This is a genomic window from Methylovorus sp. SPW-M1 (assembly GCF_053848825.1).
This window is the reverse complement of sequence record NZ_CM132626.1, coordinates 1,480,212-1,500,163: the sequence shown is the minus strand read 5'-3', so window position 1 is coordinate 1,500,163 and position 19,952 is coordinate 1,480,212. Positions and strand designations below refer to the sequence as shown.

Genomic DNA, 19,952 nt, shown 5'->3' with positions numbered 1-19,952 from the left:
CACCGGCAGGGCATTCTACTCGTTATTGCCGATCAAACACCAGATTGAGGGTAACGGGCACCGCGGTGCTGATCGCAGGCAGCTGGGCGACTTCGCGCAGCTTTTCGATGCCGGCCACCAGCTCAAAATTCGCCGCGTCCACAATCACCGGCTGAATGGTGCTGATCAGCAGCTTGTTGTTGCTGAGGCTGGTAACGCGCACCTTGCTGTTGAGCTCCACGGTCTTGCCATGCAAGTCCAGCGTAAATTTCAGGCTCTCAATGCGGCTGGTGCCTGCGGGCAGGCTGCTGTAATCATTGGCGGGCGTTTTGCCGCTGACCGAGGCGCTGGGGAACATGGCGGTATCAAACAGCATGTTGCGCATGCGTTCATCCCGCACGGCGATGCCGGTATCCACACTGGCGAGCTTGATGCTGAGGCTAAAGGCACCGGCATCGCTGATGCTGCCGCTCAGCTCCTTGAAGTGGTGGATTTCGGCGATGCTGTTCTTTTTGATGGAAACGAAACTGAGGTCCGAGGTCTGTGGGTTGAGTATCCAATCCGCCTGCGCTGGAAGTGAAAATGCGGCAAGGGAAAACAAGGCAAGGGGTAAAAGCGCAGACCTAAAGCGGGTGTGAACAACTGACATGAAAGGCTCCGATCGACCAGATGAATAGGGTAATGCTTGCGATCGGATACCGTGCTTCAGATACGCTGCACCGCCTTGGCCAGATAAAACCATTCTTGCCCGCTAGCCGCATCAGGATTGGGGAACAGGATATAGCCCCCCTCCTCTGCATACACGTCTTCGCCATTGCCGCGCGTACCAATCAGCTCGCCCGCCTGCACAGCATCAAAGCTGCGCCAGACCTTGACGAAAGTATCCTGATCACTGGCACGATCTACGACCTCGTAAATGCGCAATGATTCCGCCTGGGCAACGGCAGCCGGTGCTGCTTCTCCCGATATTCCCAGATAAGCGAGCGTGTTGAGAATCGCGCGGTAGGCTACCTCCGGCGCAGCGGGGTCGTCATGCTGCCCGCATTCCAGAGTCAGGCCGTAGCCGCCCACCGTGCGCATGTATTCCGTGGTGCCTACGCCATAGCGCAAATCACTTTCGGCGGCCGGGGTGGCTTCCGGGTTCATGGCCTGCCGCCGTGCAACACCACGCGCATAGGTATCCAGCCAGCCATCGACAAAACGCTGCACGCCCAGATGCCGGGCCAGGCCTTCTTCTTTTGCTGCATGGGAGAAAGGCTCGAGCGGACCGTTGTTATCCAGCGGGCCAATCAGCGCAAATGGCTCGCCATCGGTATGAAACGAATGCAGGTCGAGCAACACCTCATGCTGGGCGAGCAAGGGGCAAAGCCAGTTGGCAATGTGGTCTTCAAACTCCACCGGCTGGGCATTCGGGAATAAATTGCGATTGAGATTGCGGTCGCCACTGCGGCGGTGATGCTGGTATGCCAGAGGATTAGTGATTGGCACAAAGGTCACGGAGCCGCGCAGTATGGGAATACTGCCCGCTGCGATTTCATCCAGCACGCGCAGAATCGCCTGCGTGCCGCAGGTTTCATTGCCATGTACTGCGCCCAGCACAATCAGCCGGGGGCCGTCTGCCGGTGCTTGAAAAGTTTGCGAATGAAAATACATGCCCGAAGCTTCCAATGGTTAATGGTCTGGCGTTGTTGGCGGCCGCCAGCGACGCAACAACAAGGCATTGCTGACGACACTCACCGAGCTGAATGCCATGGCAGCCCCCGCTATCACCGGGTTCAGCAGGCCAAAAGCCGCCAGCGGAATCCCTATCACGTTATAGATAAATGCCCAGAACAGGTTTTGCCTGATTTTGCCATAGGTGCGGCGTGAAATGTCGATGGTATCGGCCACCAGCGCGGGATCCGAGCGCATTAGGGTCACGCCCGCCGCGTGCATGGCGACATCGGTGCCCGTGGACATGGCAAAGCTGATATCCGCCGCCGCCAGCGCAGGTGCATCGTTGATGCCATCGCCCACCATGGCCACTACGGCATGGCGTGTTTTAAGGTCCGCAATGCAGGCCGCCTTGGTCTCCGGCGTCTGCTCGGCCAATACGGTTTGAATGCCCACGCGGTCGGCCACGTAATGGGCGCTGCGCGGGTTATCACCGGTGAGCATCACACTGGCGACATTCAGGCGGTGCAGGCTGGCAATGGCCTGGGCGCTGATAGCCTTGATCTGGTCACCAAATGCGACCAGCCCTAGCAACACCACCCGCCCCACATTCCCGGTTGCCAGCCACGATACGGTATGGCCTTGCGCCTGCAAGGCATCCGCAGCCGCCTGCAATGGCGCGAGATCTACACCCAGCGCCTGCATCCAGCGGCCATGGCCGAGATACACCGTGCGGCCTTCCACCTCGCCCTGCAAGCCCTGGCCGACTTTCTCCTGCAGTTGCGTGACCACTGGCAGGGTAATCTGCTGTTCCTCAGCCGCCGTCAGCAAAGCCACCCCGAGCGGATGCCGGCTCCCCTGCTCCAGGCTGGCGGCTAGCCTGACCAGCGCTTGTGTGTGCTGAGGCTCGTCACCATCGACCGCCTTGGCCGCCATCAAGCGCGGCTTGCCTTCGGTCAGGGTGCCGGTTTTATCAAACACCACGGCATTGATCTGATGTGCAAGCTCCAGCACCTGGGCATCCTTGATCAGAATGCCATGTTTGGCGGCAATGCCCGTCCCCACCATGATGGTGGTTGGCGTCGCCAGGCCCAGCGCACACGGGCAGGCAATCACCAGCACCGCCACCGCATTGAGAATAGCCTGCTCGCCACTCGCGCCTGCCAGCAGCCAGCCGAGCAAGGTAACAAGCGCGATCACCAGCACCACGGGCACAAACACCGCGCTGACCTTGTCCACCAGGCGTTGAATATCAGGTTTGGCAACCTGGGCATCTTCCACCAGCCGGATAATCCGCGCCAGGGTAGATTCGGCGCCTATGGCCGTGGTTTTAACGCACAGCAGTCCATCCAGGTTATAAGCGCCACCGGTCACTTGGTCGCCCACCCGCTTGTGCAAGGGCATGCTTTCCCCGGTGATCAGGGCTTCATCCACTTGGCCCTCACCTTCCTGCACCACGCCATCCACGGCAATGCGTTCACCTGGCCGCACAATCACCAAGTCACCCAGGCGAACCTGCGCCAGCGGCAAGCTAAGCTCCTTGCCATCGCGCCGCACAATGGCGGTATCCGGACGCAAGGCCTGCAAGGCACGTATGGCTTCAGTGGTTTGGCGCTTGGCGCGGCTTTCCAGCCATTTGCCAAGCAATACCAGGGTAATCACCGCGCTGGCGGCTTCAAAATAAAGATGCTCATGCCCCATCAGCAGCATGTAGACCGACAAGCCATAGGCCGCGGTGGTGCCCAGTGCCACCAGCAGGTCCATATTGCCGCTGCGATGCAGCACAGCCTGCCAGGCCGAACGGTAGAACGATGCCCCCAGCCAGAGCTGCACCGGTGTGGCGAGCAGCCATTGCAGCCAGCCGGGGAGATTGAAATGAATGCCGACCACCATCAGCAACATGGGCAGTATCAAAGGCACGGTAAACGCCGCAGCAGTCGCTACTTTCCAGCCGCTATGGATTTCCGGCGGCGCAGAAAAGGCAGTTTCGGCTTTAAGTGGCGTCGCTGCATAGCCCGCCTTGCTGACCGCTTGCACCACGCGCTCGGCACTGGCCGGGGAGGAAAATTGGATATGGGCACGCTCTGTTGCGAGATTTACGCTGGCCGCGCTCACGCCCTCCACTTTCAGAATGGCTTTTTCCACACGCGCGACGCATGAGGCGCACGTCATGCCACTGATGGCAACATCAAGCTCGGTTAAAGGGGTATTCGCTTCCGGCATGGTACTTTCCAAACAAAGGGAGACGGCGTGACGCCTGCCTTAAGGATACACCCAGGCATCGTCGCTGACGACTTTTGCCGCTGTGCGTTTGGGGATGATGAGAGATTGCCGGGATTGGATGACGAGGAAAAGAGAATGGCCACCTCAGCCATGCATGACGTGCGTATGCAATGTGGAGGCCTATAAATGCAAAACGGCCCCTGAGGGCCGTTTCTCAATTCAGGGCTATTACGCCTTCTGAATGTTCGATGCCTGCTTGCCCTTAGGACCAGTCGTGATGTCGAAACTCACGCGCTCGTTTTCCTTCAGACTCTTGAAGCCATTGCTGGCAATGGCCGAGAAGTGCGCAAACAAGTCTTCGCCTCCATCGTCCGGGGTAATAAAGCCAAAACCTTTTGCATCGTTAAACCACTTCACGGTACCTGTTGCCATTTGCTGTCTCCTGCACTTGATAAAAACATCGCCAAACGATGACGATGGGATGAAATAAAACGTACTACACCGCCAGTGTAGGCCATATTGCCCCTTCTGCCATACAGATTTTTCTGAATCGCCTGTAGGAGAAATCTTTCAAAGGGGGCTTTTTTTCGCTGACAGCCCATTCTGACGGCACTTTCAGCCATTAGACGACAGCCTGCCACACCCTTGCTAGCTACTATGGCCCGGTGATCAATTGATCCAAAACAGCAAAAAAATCAAATAAACGAAAGGAAGCACCATGAATTGGGACCAAATCGAAGGTAACTGGAAACAACTGACCGGCAAAGTCCGTCAGCAATGGGGAAAACTGACCGATGATCATCTAGAGGAGATCAAAGGCAACAAGGACATGCTCGCAGGCAAGCTGCAGGAACTCTACGGTATCTCGAAAGAAGAAGCCGAAGCCCAGATCGAAAAGTTTCGCAACAACTAACGATTGCGTTACCCCCTTAATCACTGGAGCAACATGATGAATATCGCACACAAAATGGCATTGGGTGGCCTGCTAGCCATGCTGATGAGCAGCCAGGCCTGGTCACAAGTCATTACCAAAGCCGAATATGAAGATGGCAAGAACCGCGTAAACGCCGTTTACGACCAGGAGAAAAAAGCCTGTGGCAAGCTTTCAGGCAACCAGGAAGATGTTTGCAAGGCCGAAGCAAAAGCCAAGCGTGAAGCTGGCCTGGCTGATCTCGATGCCAACCTGAAGGGCACACTGGATGCCCGTATCTCGGCAGAAGAAGAAAAGGTCAAAGGCACCTATGAAGTAGCCAAGGAAAGATGCGACGATTACAACGGCGATGCCAAGGACCTGTGTCTGACCAAAGCCAAGGCAGACCGCAGCACCGGCATGGCCAATGTAGATGCAACGCGCAAGACACTGGAAGCCCGTCAGGAAGCCGCAGAAAAGAAAATGGAATCTGACTACGAAGTCGCCCTGAAAAAATGCGATAGCTACGCAGGCGATGTTAAATCCAGCTGCAAGGACAAAGCCAAAGCGGATTATCGTCAGTAAGCTTCAGCTTCCCCAAGCTTTCTATAGTCAAAAAAACCGGCATTTGCCGGTTTTTTTATGCTGCAAATACAGGGATCTATACTTACCCCGTGACTCCCCTCGAATCGGCAAACTCTAGCCCCTTGCGTTTAAGGCTTGACTGGCTCAGCGGCTGGCACATCGGGTAAAAACTCAATGGTGCGGATGATCTCCAGCGCACGCTCCGTGAGGTCGCTTTTGGGGTCTGCTAAATATCCTGTTACACCAGCCCCACAGATTGCTTTTGGCGGGTGAAGCAAACAAAACGACATAGAGTGTCGCCTCCCGCGCTCCTCTCCAATTGTATCTTTTTGGGTCATGGCCCAGCCTTTTGAATTAATGGCATCGATATGCAAAATATCCGTGGCGTTTATATTTTCAAATTCAGAATCTCGATCAAATTGATCGGGCAGGCTTTGGGCATACTTTATCCAATCACTCATATCCTTAGTCCAGTGGCCGGTGCTTTCGTCATATTTGAGTGGCAGAGGCTTGCCTGCGACGCGAGGATCATCCAAATCCCGACAATTAAGAGAAAAATACATCTCCCCCATGTTCGACTTCCAGCTGGCAGGCAGTGGCTCAACACGAAATCCGGCATCTCCCAGACCTGTGTCAACGCCTTTGGTAATTGGCATGGTCGCTGCGATATGGCAGCCTGGGCCGAGGTTGGCTTCCAAACGGCCTTTGGGCTCGGCAGTCTTTCCGGCGGCAAACGTAACTGACGAGAGAATCAACAAGATCAGATAAGGTAATAGTTTCATCAAACCCTCCTTGGCGTATAGCCTTCAGGATACTCAATGCTTAGCTTGCCCTCTGCATCCGGAAGTCTCATTTCCGTGAGCACGGCAAGTGCTACGCCATAGGCGGAGCAGCGGGAGTCGAAGGCATTCATTCGGGAGTAATCGGTGCGGGTGGCAATTGCTGGCAGGTTAACTTTTGCGCATGCCCGCCAGAAAGCCTGACTGCGGTAATAAACAGCCTGCCTGTGGGGTAAGTCTCATCGCCTGCGGGGGTTCTCCGGACGGCCTCGGTAGCCACCTCCTTGCGCTCCAGCACATAGGGCGCATCGGCGGACTCCACCAGTCCCCTGCGTTTAAGGTTTGACTGGCTCAGCGGCTGGCACATCGGGTAAAAACTCAATGGTTCTAAGGATTTCTATTGCTTGCTCGGTGATATCACTGTTGGGGTAGTTCAGATAGCTAACCACCCCTGCTCCGCAAAGTGACTTTCCTTCGTGAAACAGACAGAAAAATGCATTGCGTTGGCGCTTGTCCTCATCGCCTGTTGTGTCGTCCTCAAGCTCGACATACCCGCTCGCATTCACTGATGAAATATTCAGCACTTGGGTTGCTGCATCAAGCAGTTGTCGATCTTCAGGCGTCAAAGGAATCAACTGCCCGAACCTACCATCCAAGTCTTTTTCCCACTGGTTTGTTGCAGAGTTAAATTTCGCAAGTGGGGATAGTCCGCCAGTACGGCTTCGGTGATCTCGACCACGGTCTGGTCCTGAAACACCTTGCAGTCGGTGGTCAGCGTCGCCAGGTGGAGCCAGGGGCGTAGCGTGATGACATAGAGCGCATGGCGGCTGTCTTCCGCCACATGGCGTATGTCAGTGATGAGTCCACTGACATACCGTGTGCCTGCCCCCTGATTCGCCATGCCGAGATCGCCCAGCGCACCGGGCAGGAACTGGCCGTGGCCTTCGAGGCTGATGCCGCAGGTCAATACTTGCCCCATCAGCGGACCGAAGTCGAGATCACTGCCGATTTCCCCCAGACGGCTACGTACCGTGAGCTGGTAGTCAAACAGGGTGTTGATGCCCTCTCCCCCGGCAAGACGGACAGGCTCCAGCCCATCGGGCAGGATCTGATGGAGCGCGGGACATTGCAGGGTAAGCAGGCGACGGGAGGATAACAGCGAGGGCAGCATGACAGGGAATCCGTGGCTAAAGGCGGGTTCGATCATGCACAGGATTGCGAAATCAGGAAATTGCCCTTAAGGGCGAACCACGGTCAGTGGCACATCAAGAAAAAAGATTATGTGCGTAAAAACATAACCTTGAATGTGAGTGTCAGGTATTTAGAAGGCGGTGACGAAAGGCGTAGCTGATCAGTTCGGCGTTGTTGCTGCAGTGCATCTTGCGCAGAATTTTGCAGCGAAAAACGCTGACCGAGCTGGCGCTGATCAGGAGTTCACGCGCGACGGAGGGTATGGATTTACCCGAGGTGAGTTTGAAGAACACCTGTCGCTCACGCGCGGAGAGATCGATGTGGGGCAGATGGGCGGCGTCTGGGGTATTACGCCCCGAAGGTTCTGCGACAGGTTTGCTGGAGAGGAGCGCAGTAGCGGCCTGCAAGATGGCATGTTTGCTGGCATCGCGGGGGATGTAGGCGCGACACCCCAAGCGTACATAGTGATTGCGCAATGTGGCATCCTCCGGGCCGCCTACGATCAGGCAAGGCAAGTCGGGGAAGTCGTGCATGAGGTCGCACAGGATTTCCAGGCCGTTCTTGGCCGGGTCGGAGATATCAATCAGCAACAAGTCTGGGGGAATGACAGCATGAGCGGCGGCAACTGCGCTAGTAGCAGATTCAGTGACCCTGAATTCACCTGTGGCTTCGAGCAGTTGTCTCAGGGCGTATCGGCTGACGCGATATCCACTCACCAACATGACATTGTGTATGCGCATTGAGCCTCCTTTTTCCGCAATTGCGAGGGGATGCATTCAATACCAGCATACGCCGCGAGCTCTGATGTGGCTGTAGGCGTAATGCCATTCTGTTGTAGGAAATGGCCTTCGGGATTGCTGTGACGGCGGATGGCCGCGAGCGATTACCAGTAGGTCTCGGTGGTGATGTGGCCGGGTTCGCGCCTTCTATGCTTCTTGAGTCCACGCGTGGCGAGCAGGCTTTGCATGTCTTCGACCATTTGCGGATTGCCACACAGGATGACCTGGCTATGTTCGGGACTTAGCGTGGTTTGGGCATGCTGTTCCAGACGGCCATCTTGCAGCGCCTGCTGGATGCGGCATGGCAAGCCGATGTCGGAGGCTTCCCGCGTTACCAGGGGCACAAAGTGCAAACGGCCCGGATGTGCAGCCATGAGCGCCTGTATGCGCTCCAGATAGGCGAGATCGTGCTGATAGCGCACCGAGTACACCAGCACGGCATGCTCGTATTGCTGCCACAAACGTTCCGTGCCGAGCATGGAAAGAAACGGCCCTATGCCGGTGCCACTCGCGATCAGCCACAGATCGCGGGCGGCGGGAATCTCATCCAGCGTCATGAAGCCATGGGCGGTGGGCGACAGCTGAACAACATCGCCGGGTTTCAAGGGCACCAGATGCGGACTGAGCTTGCCATCTGGCACTTCTATATAAAAAATCTCCAGCGGCCGCTGCTGCGGTGGGTTGACCAGCGAATAAGGATGCGCCACCACTTCGCCCTCTATTTCCAGCCCCAGTTTCACAAACTGCCCGGCGGCAAAAGGTGCCAGATCAGTCTCAATGTAAAGCGTATGCAGATAGGCATTCCAGTGTTTGTGCTCCACTACCCTGCCTTGTATCCATGTCGCCATTGCTAATCCTTAAATGAAAATGGTGATGCAGAGATGACCGCAACACCTTCAATTACTCCTACTTTTATTACGGACTATTCCCTATAAAAAACAATGCATAATCGATGCATTCTGACACTTCACCTTACGATAAGGAAAGGAGTTTTATCATGCCTAGAGGCGCATCTCCCAAGCGGGAACACGAGTTTGAAAAGCTCAAGCACCAGTTTCAGCATGATCATCGCTACCCCGGGCGCGAAGAGGAAGTGGCAGCCCGCATTGTGAATAAACAGCGTAGCGAGGCAGGCGAAACCAAATCTTCCAGCAGCAAATCCGCCAAACCAGCGAATTCCGGCCGCGCTTCTATGCGCAAAACTTCGCGCACCAGCACTACCTCAAGGAAGTCAGCCAATGCCCATACGGGTAACCCGCGGCTGTCGGTCAAGGAGTATGCCGGGCTTACCATCCCGGAAGTGACCTCGCGACTGGCTACGCTGACCTTGTCGCAAATTCGTCGCTTGCGCGATTATGAGCTGGCCCACAAGCACCGCAAGGGCATGCTGGAAAAGCTCAACCGCAAGCTGGTGCATTAACGCGCAGGTCGGGCAGCTACTCAAGCACTAACGAGGTAGCAGCCCGGCTCTATTACGTGGTCAGCCCCACTGCCCGCATGATGAGGCGTAGCAGCAGGCTGACTGCGCCCAATGCCAGCACACTGCCCAGCCAGATCAGAAACAGCCAGCCCAGGCGCTGTCCCCAGCGTTTTTCAGATTTATCCGCCATTAATGGTAGCCCTCCCCGGCTTGCACCTTGCCGCGGAATACGTAATAGCCCCAGGCGGTATAGATCAGGATGATAGGGATAATGATCACCGCGCCTACCAGGGCGAAGCCCTGGCTCTGGGGTGGTGCCGAGGCCGCCTGTATGCTGATGTCGGGCGGTACGATATTCGGCCACACGCTGATGCCCAGTCCTACGTATCCCAGAAACACCAACCCCAGGGTAAACACAAAAGGCCATACCTCGGCCTTGCGCGCCAACGCTCTTTGCAGCTGATAGAAACAGAACAGCACCAGCAGCGGGATAGGCAGCAACATCCACATATCAGGCCCGAACCAGCGGGCGGCTATGCGGCTATCGATAAATGGTGTCCACAGGCTGATGATGGCGATAATCGCCAGCAACACCAGGCCGAGCACTCGCGACAGCCGATAACACGTCGCTTGCAGCTCGCCTGAGGTTTTCATGACCAGCCAGGTGCTGCCCAGCAAGGCATAGGTCGCCAGCAGGCCAACACCGGTAAACAGCGAAAATGGCGTCAGCCAATCCAGCGCACCCCCTGTATAAACGCCATTCACCGCTGGAATACCGCGGATATAGGCACCCAGAGTCACGCCCTGGAAAAAGGTCGCGGCCATGGAACCGCCTATGAAGGCCTTATCCCAGAAATGGCGCTCGTGATCGCGCGCCTTGAAGCGAAACTCGAAGGCCACTCCCCGGAAAATTAGCGCCATCAGCATGAAGATCAGCGGCAGATACAAGGCGCTGAGGATGATGGAATAGGCTTGCGGAAATGCCGCCAGCAAGCCTGCGCCGCCCAGTACCAGCCAGGTTTCATTGCCATCCCACACCGGCGCTACCGTATTCATCATCACATCGCGGTCATGCCGGTCGCTGAAAAAGGGATAGAGAATGCCGATGCCAAGATCGAATCCATCCATGATGATGTACATCATGATGCCGAACAGGATAATGCCGGCCCAGATCAGGGGTAGATTGGCTTCCATGACTAGCGTCCTCCTTCGGTTGAGCCGGGCTTGTCGGCACTGAATTCCGGGGCCAGGGTAAAGACATGGTCTTCTTCCAGGTCAGGCGTGCTGGCTGGCGTTTCATCTGGCTGCGGCGGTACGCGCATTAATCTCAGCAAATATGCCACGCCTGCCCCAAACACCAGCAGGTAAATCAGCACAAACAGCACCAGCGTCAGGCCAACTTCTGAGGCACTGTGCGGTGTTACGGCATCCGCGGTGCGCAGCATGCCATACACCACCCAGGGCTGACGGCCTATTTCCGTGGTAAACCATCCGGCCAGGATCGCCAGCACACCGGCTGGCCCCATACAGAGCGCAAAACGTAGGAAAGGACGTGTGTCGTACAGGCGGCCACGCCAGCGCAACCAGGCCGATAACACGCCTAACAGTATCATCAGCATGCCCAGGCCCACCATGATACGGAATGACCAGAATACGATAGTGGCGTTGGGCCGGTCTTCCGGCGCGAACTCTTTCAGCGCGGGGATTGGGGCATCCCAGGAGTGGCGCAGGATAAGACTGCCAAGGTGTGGGATTTCCAGGGCAAAATGGGTTTTTTCTGCGGCCATATCAGGCCAGCCAAACAGGATCAGCGGCGTGGCCTCCCCTGGCTGGTTTTCCCAGTGCCCTTCAATGGCGGCAATCTTGGCCGGCTGGTGCTCCAGCGTATTCAGACCATGGAAGTCACCTATCACGGCCTGCACTGGCGCGACCAGCAAGGCCATCCACATGCCCATGGAAAACATGGTGCGCACCGCTCTGGTGGTGGTGCCTTTCAATAAATGCCAGGCTCCGACAGCCGCGACCAGCAAGGCCGTTGCCAGATAGGCCGCCACCACCATGTGCATGAGGCGATACGGGAAGGAAGGATTGAAAATAATCTGCCACCAGTCTACCGGGATCAATCGCCCATCCACCAGAGCAACCCCTTGCGGCGTGTGCATCCAGCTATTGGAGGCAAGAATCCAGGTGGCGGAAATCAGGGTGCCGACGGCCACCATGAGCGTGGAAACAAAATGCAGACCAGGCCCGACTTTGTTCCAGCCAAACAGCATGACCCCGAGAAACCCTGCCTCGAGAAAGAAGGCTGTCAGGACTTCATATGCCAGCAAGGGACCGGTGACGCTGCCGGCATAATTGGAAAAGCCCGACCAGTTGGTGCCGAACTGATAGGCCATCACCAGGCCGGATACCACGCCCATGCCAAACGTCAGCGCGAAAATGCGCGACCAGTAACGATAGAGTTCGAGGTAATGGGCCTGTTTGGTTTTGAGCCACAAGCCTTCCAGCACAGCCAGATAGCTCGCCATGCCGATGGTGATGGCGGGAAACACGATGTGGAACGAAATGGTGAACCCGAATTGTATGCGGGCAAGATCCAACGCTAAAACTGACATGATGCATCCTCAGGTTTTCTGGCTGTCTGGGCATATGACCCTGCGAACACCAGATAAATTTCCAATTAAATCCTAAGGATAAGCATGGCACTATGCAATGCACAGTCAGGCGCTATTTGATCGGTACAGTGTGATGCCGGAAAGGCGCCTGTTAGCATGCCCTGCCCTGACTTGATCGCATGAAAAAGGCCGACCCGGTTAAGGTCGGCCTCTTCAGCAAACTTACATCAGCGCCTGCGATTCCGACTTCTCATCCTTGATGAGAGCCAGCGTCTCAGGCTTGCCTGCGGGCTCAGGTAGTCGTGAGCGCCTTGGCAATCGGCAGCTTGCGCACGCGCTTGCCAGTGGCGGCAAACACGGCATTGGCCACCGCAGGCATCACGGCAGACGTGCCTGGCTCACCGATACCACCCGGGTTTTCCTGGCTGGGCACGAGATGCACCTCGACCACCGGCGCTTCATTCATGCGCATCATGCGGTAGTTATGGAAGTTGCTTTCCTGCACACGGCCCTGCTCAAAGTTGATTTCACCCCACAGCGCGCCGGTAATGCCAAACATGATGCCGCCTTCCATCTGGGCGCGCACGGTGTCAGGATTCACGGTATAGCCGCAGTCCACTACGCAGACCACTTTCTTCACCCGTACCTGCTGATCCGCATCAACTTCCACTTCCACCACCTGGGCAATGTAGGTGCCAAAGGCAAACAGCACCGAGACGCCTTTGCCAGCCTTGCCCTTGGCGGGCGCTGTCAGTGGGCTGGACCAGTTGGCTTTTTCTGCCGCCAGTTCCAGCACCGCCTTGGCGCGCGGGGCGTTTTTTAGCAAGGCGAGGCGGTATTCCACGGGATCCTTGCCTGCCTTGGCGGCCAGCTCGTCAATAAAGCTCTCCACCACAAAAATGTTATGGGTGGGGCCGACGCCGCGCCAGAAAGCGGTGGGCAATGGCGGCTCGTGACGCACGTAATCGACATACACATTTGGCACGGCATATTGCAGATCGGTCGCGCCCTCGACCGCATCCGGGTCTACGCCATCCTTCACCGCGGCCGGGAAAAAGCGCGCCATGATGGATGAGCCGGTGATGTGGTGCTGCCAGGCTTGCGGATTGCCATGCTCATCGATGGCGGCCGAGATATGGTCGTAGTAATACGGACGGTACATATCGTGCTGTATATCTTCTTCACGGGTCCATACCACCTTGACCGGGAAGTTAACCTGCTTGGCGATGGATACCGCTTGTGCCACCGAGTCGACTTCCAGACGACGGCCAAAGCCGCCCCCCAGCAGATGGTTATGAATGCGCACCTTGTCTTGCGCCAGGCCAGTCAACTGCGCAGCCACCATCTGTGCGACCACGGGCACTTGGGTGCCGACCCAGATATCGCAGCCATCGTCCTGAACGTGCACGGTGCAATTGATGGGTTCCATGGTGGCATGGGCGAGAAACGGCAGTTCATAAACCGCTTCCAGCTTATTGTCGGCAGAGGCAATCACGCCAGGCGCATTGCCCGTGTTCTTGGCCACGGCGCCTTTGGCTTCGGATGCCTTGGCAATGTCTTCGCGCAGGCTGGCGCTGGAGAAACCGGCATGCTCGCCATCATCCCAGGTGATTTTCAGCGCAGCCAGGCTCTGCTTGGCGGCCCACATGTGGTCGGCAATCACGGCCACGGCATTGTCCAGTTTGATTACCTGCTGAAAGCCCTGAATCTTTTTGGCTTCGCTGTCATCTACGGAGACCAGCTTGCCGCCAAATACCGGGCTGGCACTGACGGTGGCGATTTTCATGTCCGGCACTTTGACATCAATGCCAAATTCGGCGGTGCCATTCACTTTGGACGGCGCATCCAGGCGGTGCACAGGCTTGCCGATGATCTTGAAATCCTTGGGATCCTTGAGCGTCACAGCAGTGGGTGCAGGCAGGCGCGAGGCCTTCTCCACCAGATCGCCATACGGCACGCGACGCCCGGTTGGCTGATGGACGACTTCGCCATTTTCAGCGTAGCAGGTCTCGGGGCGCACTTTCCATTCATCGGCAGCCACTTGTATCAGCATCATGCGCGCACGGGCGCCAGCTTCACGCAAAGGCTTCCAGGCACCGCGCACGGAGGTGGAGCCCCCGGTAATCTGAGCGCCCAGCAAGGCATCCCCATAGGCTTTGTCATCCGGCGGTGCGTGTTGCAGCTTGACCTTGCTGACGTCAACTTCAAGCTCTTCGGCAATCAGCATGGGCATGGAGGTATATGTCCCCTGCCCCATTTCTACCTTGTGCGCGACGATGGTCACGACGCCATCCTGATCAATATGGATAAAGGCATTGGGCGTGAATTCCTGCTTGCCGCCAATGCCCAGCTTGCTGCAGGCGGTGCCCAGCAGGCTGAATTCCAGCAGCAGGCCTATGCCCAGACCGGATGAAAGTTTAAGAAAGTCGCGGCGGCTGACATCCCCGCGTGCGGTTTCGGCTGTTTGTGTTTCGGGCAGCATGTGCATATCAGGCCTCCTTGGCGGCAGGCTGACCAGCAGCCAGCTTGATGGCGGAACGAATGCGCGCATAGGTGGCGCAGCGGCAGATATTGCCGGACATGGCATTGTCGATGTCCTGATCCGATGGCGTCGCATTTTCCTTCAGCAAGGCAACGGCGGACATGATCTGGCCGGACTGGCAGTAGCCGCATTGCACCACTTCCTGTTCAATCCAGGCGTCCTGCACGCGCTTGCCGAGTTCGCTGGCGCCTATGCCTTCAATCGTGGTGATTTCCTTGCCTGTGGCAGCGGATACCGGTGTGACGCAGGAGCGTATCGGTTTGCCATCCAGATGCACGGTGCAGGCGCCGCAAAGCGACATGCCACACCCGAACTTGGTGCCAGTCAGGCCGACCACATCGCGCAAGGCCCACAGTATGGGGGTGTCATCGGTCACATCCAGATCGTGCTGGTCGCCGTTTACATTCAAGGTGATCATGGTTACCTCATCTTGTTAAAGTTAAAAATAAAAGCAAAAAAATTCAGGGTAATCTGTATTGCTGGAAAAACTAGGGCGCGGCAAACGCCGACTCGCGCCGCTGCCAATCCGCCACAGTATCAATATCAAACAGCACGCCGGCGTCGTCGACATCCAGCGTCACCAATTGGTCCATATGATCCTGCACAATCTGCCTTGCCCCCTGGTCGCCCTGGCATGCCATCAGGGGCTGGCGAAACTGGGCATTGAATCCGACCGGGTGCCCGCGCTTGCCTGCATGAACAGGTGCTATCAGGGCCTGGCCGCTTGCAAGCTTTTCCGCAAGTGATTGCAGTGTGCTCGCATAGATATCCGGCATATCACCCAGCCCGATCAGCCAGGCATCGGCCTGGGCGGTTTGTGCCACGCCAAAGGCCAGGCTGTGCCCCATGCCCGATGCTGACTGATCGCATGCCAGCCAGTGAATGCGATCGGTCGCATCCAGCTCTTGCTCTACCTGCGCCCGCAGCGCCTTGTGCTCAGGCGGCACCACCACCCACACATCAGGAAAACTCGTCAGCCATGGCTGCAGTGCTTGTGAAAGCACACAGATGGCACCTCTATCCCCGGTCAGTGGCTGCATCAGCTTGGGTCCGCCAAAGCGGGACGAACTGCCGGCGGCCAGCACAATCGGGCTGATGTCATGCTTGTTGTCAGGCATGCTGCTTGAGTTCGGCCGGTTGAAACGAGGCAGCATTGAATTGGGGATGATTGCGTATGGACACCAGGTGGGCCACGATCGCCACCGCGATCTCCGGCGGAGTGCGGCTACCAATGCTGAGGCCTACCGGGCCGTGCAGGCGGTCAATTTCTTCAGGGGCAAGATCAAACAGAGCCAGCCGCTCGCGGCGCTGCTGATTGGTGCGATGTGACCCCAGCGCCCCCACGTAAAATGCAGGGGATTTCAATGCTTCCAGCAAGGCCATGTCATCCAGCTTGGGGTCGTGGGTCAGCGCAATCACCGCGGTGCGGCTATCCACTTGCTGCGTCAAAATGGCGTCGTCCGGCATATCGCCAGTGATGTGGGTGCCCGGCACCGACCACGTCTGTCTGAATTCTTCGCGAGGATCACACACGATCACTTCGTAATCCAGCGCTTGTGCCATTTGGGCGAGATAGACCGAAGTTTGCCCGGCACCAATGATCAGCATGCGCCAGCGCGGGCCATGTATCGTGGTCAAGTGGGTTGCGCTGAGCGTGAGCCTGCTGTCCGGGGCGGCATCGCTCACCACCACGTTCAGGCTATCCAGTTCGAGGGTACGAGAAACCAGGCGATGCTCAGCCACAAGAGACTGTACTTGCTGCAACCAGCGATCATCGCGCATGGGCTCGACCAGCAATTTGAGAACGCCACCGCATGGCAAGCCAAAGCGACGCGCTTCTTCCGTGGTGACGCCATAGGTAAGCACTTCGGCCCTGTGCTGAGGCAGTTGGCCAAGGCGCGCTTTATCGGCGAGATCGTCTTCGATGCATCCGCCAGAAACCGATCCCACCATCAGGCCATCTGCACGTAATACCAGCATGGCCCCTACAGGCCTTGGGCTGGAACCAAAGGTTTCAACCACCGTCATGAGCCACAATGGCTGCTTTTGTCGCGCCCATTCAAGGGCCGTGGTGAATACTGAAAAATCGACGCTATCCATGGCGCTCCCCGATGGCATAGGTGTGAAGACAAGATATACAACAAACTTGCGTGTAAGAATTTCATTATGCCCGCTTAGGACTTCATGATAAATGACATAGTCATGATTTTAGAATTCCATATTGTGGAATAATACACAGCATTACAAACAGGAATGCATACATGTCGAACAAACTGGAAATGATGCGGGTATTTTGCGCAGCTGCAGATGCCAGCAGTTTCAAAGAGGCTGCCCTCAGACTGGGGATTTCGCCACAAGCCGTGACGCGCGCGATCAAGGATCTGGAATATGCCCTGGGTGAGCTGTTGTTTCATCGCAATACACGGCAAATCCGCATCACTGAGTTTGGTCGCGGCTTTGCACTTGAAGCCAGAAAAGCCCTGGCGGATGTCGATAATCTCTTTACTCCGGGTGCGGGCAGCAAGCCTAGCGAATTCGGTGGCCTGGTGCGTATCACGGTGCCCATGGGCATAGGCCGCACTTTCCTGCTGCCCCTGTTGCGCGACCTCTCCTCCTCTTATCCCGGCATTCAGTTTGATATTCGCCTTTCGGACAATATTGCGGATGTGATTGATGAGCAGATTGACATTGGCATACGGGTGGGCGCTACCCTGAAAGACAACGGCTTCATAGCGAAGGCGGCAAGCCGGGTGGCTTTCTGGAATGTGGCATCCCCAGCCTTGATCAAGCGCATAGGCAAACCATTAACGCCGCAGGATTTGCTGCATCTGCCGACCACGGGGCTGATCGCCCCCAGCAGTGGCAGAGCCTGGCCATGGATGTTTGCGCGCGGTCAGCAGTTACAGATCAATAACCAGGTGTTATTGACCAATGACTCGCAGCTGGAAATACAAGCGGTACTGGATGGCATAGGCATCGGGCAGATTGGGAGCTGCATGGCGATTCCCCACATACGCGAGGGGCGTTTGGTCCCGCTGCTGGAGGATTACACCGCGGAGCCCTGGACCCTGTATGTTTATCGCCCCCAGCGCGGCCCGGTCGCACCCCGCGTGCGCATTGTGTTTGATTATCTGGCAGAAGAACTGGCCAAGGAATCAGTGATGCCCACCATGCTGTAATGCCGTCTTAGGCACAATAAAAAAGGCTGCACATGGCAGCCTTTTTGTTGAGCATGCAACAATCAACGATTGTTGAAAAACGCAATGTTCATGCAACGATCATTCACAAAAGTAAGCTCGGTCACCTTGTAGGTCTTTTTAGGGGAATACTCGACCAGATTGTTGTAGTACCACATTTCCACATTCACCGGCTTGGAGGTATCCAGCTTTTTGCCGACCACGCCAGCGGCATTGGATGGCATAACGGATTGTTCTTTTTTCACAGGCTTGCCCAGGCGCTCGGTCACGACCTGGCGCGACTTGCCGCTGAAGGCACGCAAGAAATCGGTTTCTGAATAATTGCCTTTTTTTGCAGCTGTGGTTTTGGCAGGAGCGGTGTCGGCAGCCATGGCAGGCAAGGCAGCCACGGCAAATACAGCCGCCAGCAGCACAGAGGCAGAAAAAGTCTTGGTCAATTGCATGGTATTCAGTTGCATAGTGAGTTCCGATACACGTTTGAGGGGGCGATTATCGCACTTTTAGGCAGTACATGCAGCAGGATAGTTTCACTACCTGCTCATTCAAAATGCAATTGCAAACCGTCATAACCCACATGCACATTGGGCGGCAGCAAGGCACTGACCGCCGCATACTCCATCTCGTGGGTCATGTGGATAAGATAGGTGTCGGCCGCGGCAATCATGGCAGCATATTCCAGGCTTTGCTCCAGGTTGATATGCGTGTAATGCGGCTTATAGCGCAGGCAATCCAGCAGCAGCACATCGAGACCTTGCAGCAGGGGAAGCGAAGCCTCGGGGATTTCGGACACATCGGTCAGATAAGCCAGGTTTCCGATGCGGAAGCCCAGAATATCGCTGTAGCCATGCTTGACGGGAATCGGGGTCACGGTCTTGCCGAATAGCTCAAACGGCGCTTTTACCTCGTTGAGCCCCAGCACGGGCAAATCCCAGAAATCACTCGGCTCGCGGATGGTATAGCCAAATTTGTCGGCTATATGCGCCAGGGCATCGGCCTTGCCGTAGAGCGGAATCTGTTTTCGTTGTATCTGGCAGAAGGCGCGCAGATCATCAATGCCATGAAGATGATCGGCATGTGTATGGGTATAAAGCACCGCATCTACCCGATTCAGGCCTTCACGTAGCGCCTGAAAACGCAGGTCGGGCCCGGTATCAATCAACACCACCTCACCCGTGGGAAAGGTAATGGCCGAGGAGCAGCGGGTGCGCTTGTTGCGCGCGTCGCTCGAGCGGCAGGTTGCACACTGGCAGCCCACGACCGGCGTGCCCGCGCTGGAGCCTACGCCCAGCATGGTCAATTGCATGGACGTGCCTGCCTGAACAATGTGAAGAAATTACGGGTAGTAGCTTCGGACAACTCTTCCAGCGAGATGCCACGCAACCGTGCCACCTCTTCCGCCACATGCTTCACATAGGCAGGCTGATTGGTTTTGCCACGAAACGGGATAGGTGCGAGGTAAGGCGAATCGGTCTCGACCAGTACGCGATCGAGCGGGATTTGCCGCGCGACGTCTTTCAGCGCGCCAGCATTCTTGAAGGTCACGATGCCGGAGAAGGAAATATAAAAGCCCAGCGCCATGGCCTGCTCAGCCACTTCCAGGCTTTCTGTAAAGCAGTGCATGACGCCGCCAATGCGCTCAGCGCCCTCCTCCCGCATGATGCATATGGTGTCTTCAGCCGCAGACCGCGTATGAATGATCAAGGGCCGGTCTGCTGCGATGGCCGCGCGGATATGGGTGCGAAAGCGTTCCCGCTGCCACTCCAGATCGCCAGTGAGGCGAAAGTAATCCAGCCCGGTCTCGCCGATGGCAATCACCTTGGGATGCTGCGCCAGCTTGACCAGATCGTCTGCAGTGAAAAAGGGCTCGTCTTCATAGTCCGGATGCACACCCACCGATGCAAAAATGTTGTCATGGGCTTCGGCGACAGCCAGCACGGCGGGAAAGTCTTTTAAGGTAACGGAAACACACAAGGCATGGCCAACCGCATTTTCAGCCATGGCCGCACGCAATGCAGGCATATTGCTGGCAAGGTCAGGAAAATTGATATGGCAGTGGGAATCGACAAGCATGGAGAATAT

24 protein-coding genes are annotated in these 19,952 nt (G+C 56.6%); 4 read left to right on the top strand and 20 right to left on the bottom strand.

From position 1 onward, the window contains the following. Positions 1–22: 22 nt before the first annotated feature. From ACWWD9_RS07090 to ACWWD9_RS07075, 4 genes are all read right to left on the bottom strand, one after another. Positions 23–628, bottom strand: coding sequence for a YceI family protein (locus ACWWD9_RS07090; protein WP_455866575.1), 606 nt, complete (start codon positions 626–628; stop codon positions 23–25). Between the two features lie 56 nt (positions 629–684). Continuing rightward, positions 685–1,632 (bottom strand): succinylglutamate desuccinylase, encoded by a 948-nt coding sequence (locus ACWWD9_RS07085; RefSeq protein WP_455866574.1) that lies wholly within the window; start codon positions 1,630–1,632, stop codon positions 685–687. Between the two features lie 18 nt (positions 1,633–1,650). Next, positions 1,651–3,855 carry a heavy metal translocating P-type ATPase gene (locus ACWWD9_RS07080; RefSeq protein ID WP_455866573.1) on the bottom strand — a complete coding sequence of 735 codons (2,205 nt, stop codon included), beginning with the start codon at positions 3,853–3,855 and terminating at the stop codon, positions 1,651–1,653. A gap of 228 nt (positions 3,856–4,083) precedes the next feature. Continuing rightward, complete coding sequence (locus tag ACWWD9_RS07075) at positions 4,084–4,287, bottom strand: cold-shock protein (protein WP_013442210.1); 204 nt, start codon at positions 4,285–4,287, stop codon at positions 4,084–4,086. Positions 4,288–4,573: 286 nt separating this feature from the next. Between ACWWD9_RS07075 and ACWWD9_RS07070 the strand changes: the two genes are divergently transcribed. Further along, positions 4,574–4,768 (top strand): CsbD family protein, encoded by a 195-nt coding sequence (locus ACWWD9_RS07070; RefSeq protein WP_013442211.1) that lies wholly within the window; start codon positions 4,574–4,576, stop codon positions 4,766–4,768. A 33-nt stretch (positions 4,769–4,801) separates the two neighbouring features. Next, positions 4,802–5,350: a hypothetical protein gene (locus ACWWD9_RS07065; RefSeq protein ID WP_049757284.1), complete on the top strand. Its 549-nt coding sequence runs from the start codon at positions 4,802–4,804 to the stop codon at positions 5,348–5,350. A gap of 128 nt (positions 5,351–5,478) precedes the next feature. On the opposite strand, the gene ACWWD9_RS07060 is transcribed toward ACWWD9_RS07065, so the two are convergent. The 6 genes from ACWWD9_RS07060 to ACWWD9_RS07035 all read right to left on the bottom strand — a co-directional run bounded on the left by ACWWD9_RS07060 (position 5,479) and on the right by ACWWD9_RS07035 (position 8,947). Further along, positions 5,479–6,132 carry a hypothetical protein gene (locus ACWWD9_RS07060; protein WP_455866572.1) on the bottom strand — a complete coding sequence of 218 codons (654 nt, stop codon included), beginning with the start codon at positions 6,130–6,132 and terminating at the stop codon, positions 5,479–5,481. 127 nt (positions 6,133–6,259) lie between these two features. Further along, the gene (locus tag ACWWD9_RS07055) at positions 6,260–6,451 is read right to left on the bottom strand and encodes a hypothetical protein (RefSeq protein ID WP_455866571.1); all 192 of its coding nucleotides are present in this window, start codon (positions 6,449–6,451) and stop codon (positions 6,260–6,262) included. A gap of 13 nt (positions 6,452–6,464) precedes the next feature. Further along, entirely contained in the window at positions 6,465–6,755 is a 291-nt protein-coding gene (locus ACWWD9_RS07050; RefSeq protein ID WP_455866570.1) for a hypothetical protein, read from the bottom strand. Between the two features lie 5 nt (positions 6,756–6,760). Beyond that, positions 6,761–7,300 carry a phage late control D family protein gene (locus tag ACWWD9_RS07045; protein ID WP_455866569.1) on the bottom strand — a complete coding sequence of 180 codons (540 nt, stop codon included), beginning with the start codon at positions 7,298–7,300 and terminating at the stop codon, positions 6,761–6,763. Between the two features lie 142 nt (positions 7,301–7,442). Then, entirely contained in the window at positions 7,443–8,060 is a 618-nt protein-coding gene (locus ACWWD9_RS07040; protein ID WP_455866568.1) for a LuxR C-terminal-related transcriptional regulator, read from the bottom strand. Positions 8,061–8,203: 143 nt separating this feature from the next. Continuing rightward, positions 8,204–8,947, bottom strand: a complete 744-nt coding sequence (locus tag ACWWD9_RS07035) for a ferredoxin--NADP reductase (RefSeq protein ID WP_455866567.1) — start codon at positions 8,945–8,947, stop codon at positions 8,204–8,206. 149 nt (positions 8,948–9,096) lie between these two features. On the opposite strand from ACWWD9_RS07035, the gene ACWWD9_RS07030 reads away from it, so the two are divergent. Next, positions 9,097–9,519: a hypothetical protein gene (locus ACWWD9_RS07030; protein ID WP_455866566.1), complete on the top strand. Its 423-nt coding sequence runs from the start codon at positions 9,097–9,099 to the stop codon at positions 9,517–9,519. A 52-nt stretch (positions 9,520–9,571) separates the two neighbouring features. Here ACWWD9_RS07030 and ACWWD9_RS07025 read toward each other — a convergent pair whose 3' ends face one another. The 7 genes from ACWWD9_RS07025 to ACWWD9_RS06995 form a co-directional block, all read right to left on the bottom strand. Further along, positions 9,572–9,709 carry a DUF2474 domain-containing protein gene (locus ACWWD9_RS07025; RefSeq protein ID WP_013442223.1) on the bottom strand — a complete coding sequence of 46 codons (138 nt, stop codon included), beginning with the start codon at positions 9,707–9,709 and terminating at the stop codon, positions 9,572–9,574. Continuing rightward, complete coding sequence (gene cydB, locus ACWWD9_RS07020; RefSeq protein ID WP_455866565.1) at positions 9,709–10,713, bottom strand: cytochrome d ubiquinol oxidase subunit II; 1,005 nt, start codon at positions 10,711–10,713, stop codon at positions 9,709–9,711. The genes ACWWD9_RS07025 and cydB overlap by 1 nt, the downstream gene beginning before the upstream one ends. Positions 10,714–10,715: 2 nt before the next feature. Beyond that, a complete protein-coding gene (locus tag ACWWD9_RS07015) occupies positions 10,716–12,134 on the bottom strand; it encodes a cytochrome ubiquinol oxidase subunit I (RefSeq protein ID WP_455866564.1) in 1,419 nt (472 codons plus the stop codon). A gap of 292 nt (positions 12,135–12,426) precedes the next feature. Next, positions 12,427–14,622, bottom strand: coding sequence for a molybdopterin cofactor-binding domain-containing protein (locus ACWWD9_RS07010; protein ID WP_455866563.1), 2,196 nt, complete (start codon positions 14,620–14,622; stop codon positions 12,427–12,429). Between the two features lies 1 nt (position 14,623). Then, on the bottom strand, positions 14,624–15,094 hold the full coding sequence (locus tag ACWWD9_RS07005) for a (2Fe-2S)-binding protein (RefSeq protein ID WP_013442227.1): 471 nt from the start codon (positions 15,092–15,094) through the stop codon (positions 14,624–14,626). Positions 15,095–15,164: 70 nt separating this feature from the next. After that, on the bottom strand, positions 15,165–15,794 hold the full coding sequence (locus ACWWD9_RS07000) for a nucleotidyltransferase family protein (RefSeq protein ID WP_455866562.1): 630 nt from the start codon (positions 15,792–15,794) through the stop codon (positions 15,165–15,167). Beyond that, on the bottom strand, positions 15,787–16,776 hold the full coding sequence (locus tag ACWWD9_RS06995) for an XdhC family protein (protein WP_455866561.1): 990 nt from the start codon (positions 16,774–16,776) through the stop codon (positions 15,787–15,789). The genes ACWWD9_RS07000 and ACWWD9_RS06995 overlap by 8 nt, the downstream gene beginning before the upstream one ends. 161 nt (positions 16,777–16,937) lie before the next feature. Between ACWWD9_RS06995 and ACWWD9_RS06990 the strand changes: the two genes are divergently transcribed. Next, on the top strand, positions 16,938–17,855 hold the full coding sequence (locus ACWWD9_RS06990) for a LysR family transcriptional regulator (protein ID WP_015830085.1): 918 nt from the start codon (positions 16,938–16,940) through the stop codon (positions 17,853–17,855). 62 nt (positions 17,856–17,917) lie between these two features. Here the strand turns inward: ACWWD9_RS06990 and ACWWD9_RS06985 are convergent, their stop codons facing one another. The 3 genes from ACWWD9_RS06985 to ACWWD9_RS06975 form a co-directional block, all read right to left on the bottom strand. Then, positions 17,918–18,331, bottom strand: coding sequence for a hypothetical protein (locus ACWWD9_RS06985; protein WP_015830086.1), 414 nt, complete (start codon positions 18,329–18,331; stop codon positions 17,918–17,920). An 80-nt stretch (positions 18,332–18,411) separates the two neighbouring features. Then, complete coding sequence (locus ACWWD9_RS06980) at positions 18,412–19,176, bottom strand: MBL fold metallo-hydrolase (RefSeq protein ID WP_455866560.1); 765 nt, start codon at positions 19,174–19,176, stop codon at positions 18,412–18,414. Beyond that, entirely contained in the window at positions 19,167–19,943 is a 777-nt protein-coding gene (locus ACWWD9_RS06975) for a TatD family hydrolase (protein WP_455866559.1), read from the bottom strand. The genes ACWWD9_RS06980 and ACWWD9_RS06975 overlap by 10 nt, the downstream gene beginning before the upstream one ends. Between the last annotated feature and the right edge of the window lie 9 nt (positions 19,944–19,952).

Coding starts and splice junctions, on each gene's coding strand:
- ACWWD9_RS06995 (WP_455866561.1), bottom strand. CDS start 16,776: ATGGATAGCGTCGATTTTTCAGTATTCACCACGGCCCTTGAATGGGCG.
- ACWWD9_RS07070 (WP_013442211.1), top strand. CDS start 4,574: ATGAATTGGGACCAAATCGAAGGTAACTGGAAACAACTGACCGGCAAA.
- ACWWD9_RS07080 (WP_455866573.1), bottom strand. CDS start 3,855: ATGCCGGAAGCGAATACCCCTTTAACCGAGCTTGATGTTGCCATCAGT.
- ACWWD9_RS07015 (WP_455866564.1), bottom strand. CDS start 12,134: ATGTCAGTTTTAGCGTTGGATCTTGCCCGCATACAATTCGGGTTCACC.
- ACWWD9_RS07010 (WP_455866563.1), bottom strand. CDS start 14,622: ATGCACATGCTGCCCGAAACACAAACAGCCGAAACCGCACGCGGGGAT.
- ACWWD9_RS07000 (WP_455866562.1), bottom strand. CDS start 15,794: ATGCCTGACAACAAGCATGACATCAGCCCGATTGTGCTGGCCGCCGGC.
- ACWWD9_RS06975 (WP_455866559.1), bottom strand. CDS start 19,943: ATGCTTGTCGATTCCCACTGCCATATCAATTTTCCTGACCTTGCCAGC.
- ACWWD9_RS07045 (WP_455866569.1), bottom strand. CDS start 7,300: ATGCTGCCCTCGCTGTTATCCTCCCGTCGCCTGCTTACCCTGCAATGT.
- ACWWD9_RS06980 (WP_455866560.1), bottom strand. CDS start 19,176: ATGCAATTGACCATGCTGGGCGTAGGCTCCAGCGCGGGCACGCCGGTC.
- ACWWD9_RS07005 (WP_013442227.1), bottom strand. CDS start 15,094: ATGATCACCTTGAATGTAAACGGCGACCAGCACGATCTGGATGTGACC.
- ACWWD9_RS07025 (WP_013442223.1), bottom strand. CDS start 9,709: ATGGCGGATAAATCTGAAAAACGCTGGGGACAGCGCCTGGGCTGGCTG.
- ACWWD9_RS07085 (WP_455866574.1), bottom strand. CDS start 1,632: ATGTATTTTCATTCGCAAACTTTTCAAGCACCGGCAGACGGCCCCCGG.
- ACWWD9_RS07040 (WP_455866568.1), bottom strand. CDS start 8,060: ATGCGCATACACAATGTCATGTTGGTGAGTGGATATCGCGTCAGCCGA.
- ACWWD9_RS06985 (WP_015830086.1), bottom strand. CDS start 18,331: ATGCAACTGAATACCATGCAATTGACCAAGACTTTTTCTGCCTCTGTG.
- ACWWD9_RS07060 (WP_455866572.1), bottom strand. CDS start 6,132: ATGAAACTATTACCTTATCTGATCTTGTTGATTCTCTCGTCAGTTACG.
- ACWWD9_RS06990 (WP_015830085.1), top strand. CDS start 16,938: ATGTCGAACAAACTGGAAATGATGCGGGTATTTTGCGCAGCTGCAGAT.
- ACWWD9_RS07090 (WP_455866575.1), bottom strand. CDS start 628: ATGTCAGTTGTTCACACCCGCTTTAGGTCTGCGCTTTTACCCCTTGCC.
- ACWWD9_RS07075 (WP_013442210.1), bottom strand. CDS start 4,287: ATGGCAACAGGTACCGTGAAGTGGTTTAACGATGCAAAAGGTTTTGGC.
- ACWWD9_RS07035 (WP_455866567.1), bottom strand. CDS start 8,947: ATGGCGACATGGATACAAGGCAGGGTAGTGGAGCACAAACACTGGAAT.
- ACWWD9_RS07065 (WP_049757284.1), top strand. CDS start 4,802: ATGATGAATATCGCACACAAAATGGCATTGGGTGGCCTGCTAGCCATG.
- ACWWD9_RS07030 (WP_455866566.1), top strand. CDS start 9,097: ATGCCTAGAGGCGCATCTCCCAAGCGGGAACACGAGTTTGAAAAGCTC.
- cydB (WP_455866565.1), bottom strand. CDS start 10,713: ATGGAAGCCAATCTACCCCTGATCTGGGCCGGCATTATCCTGTTCGGC.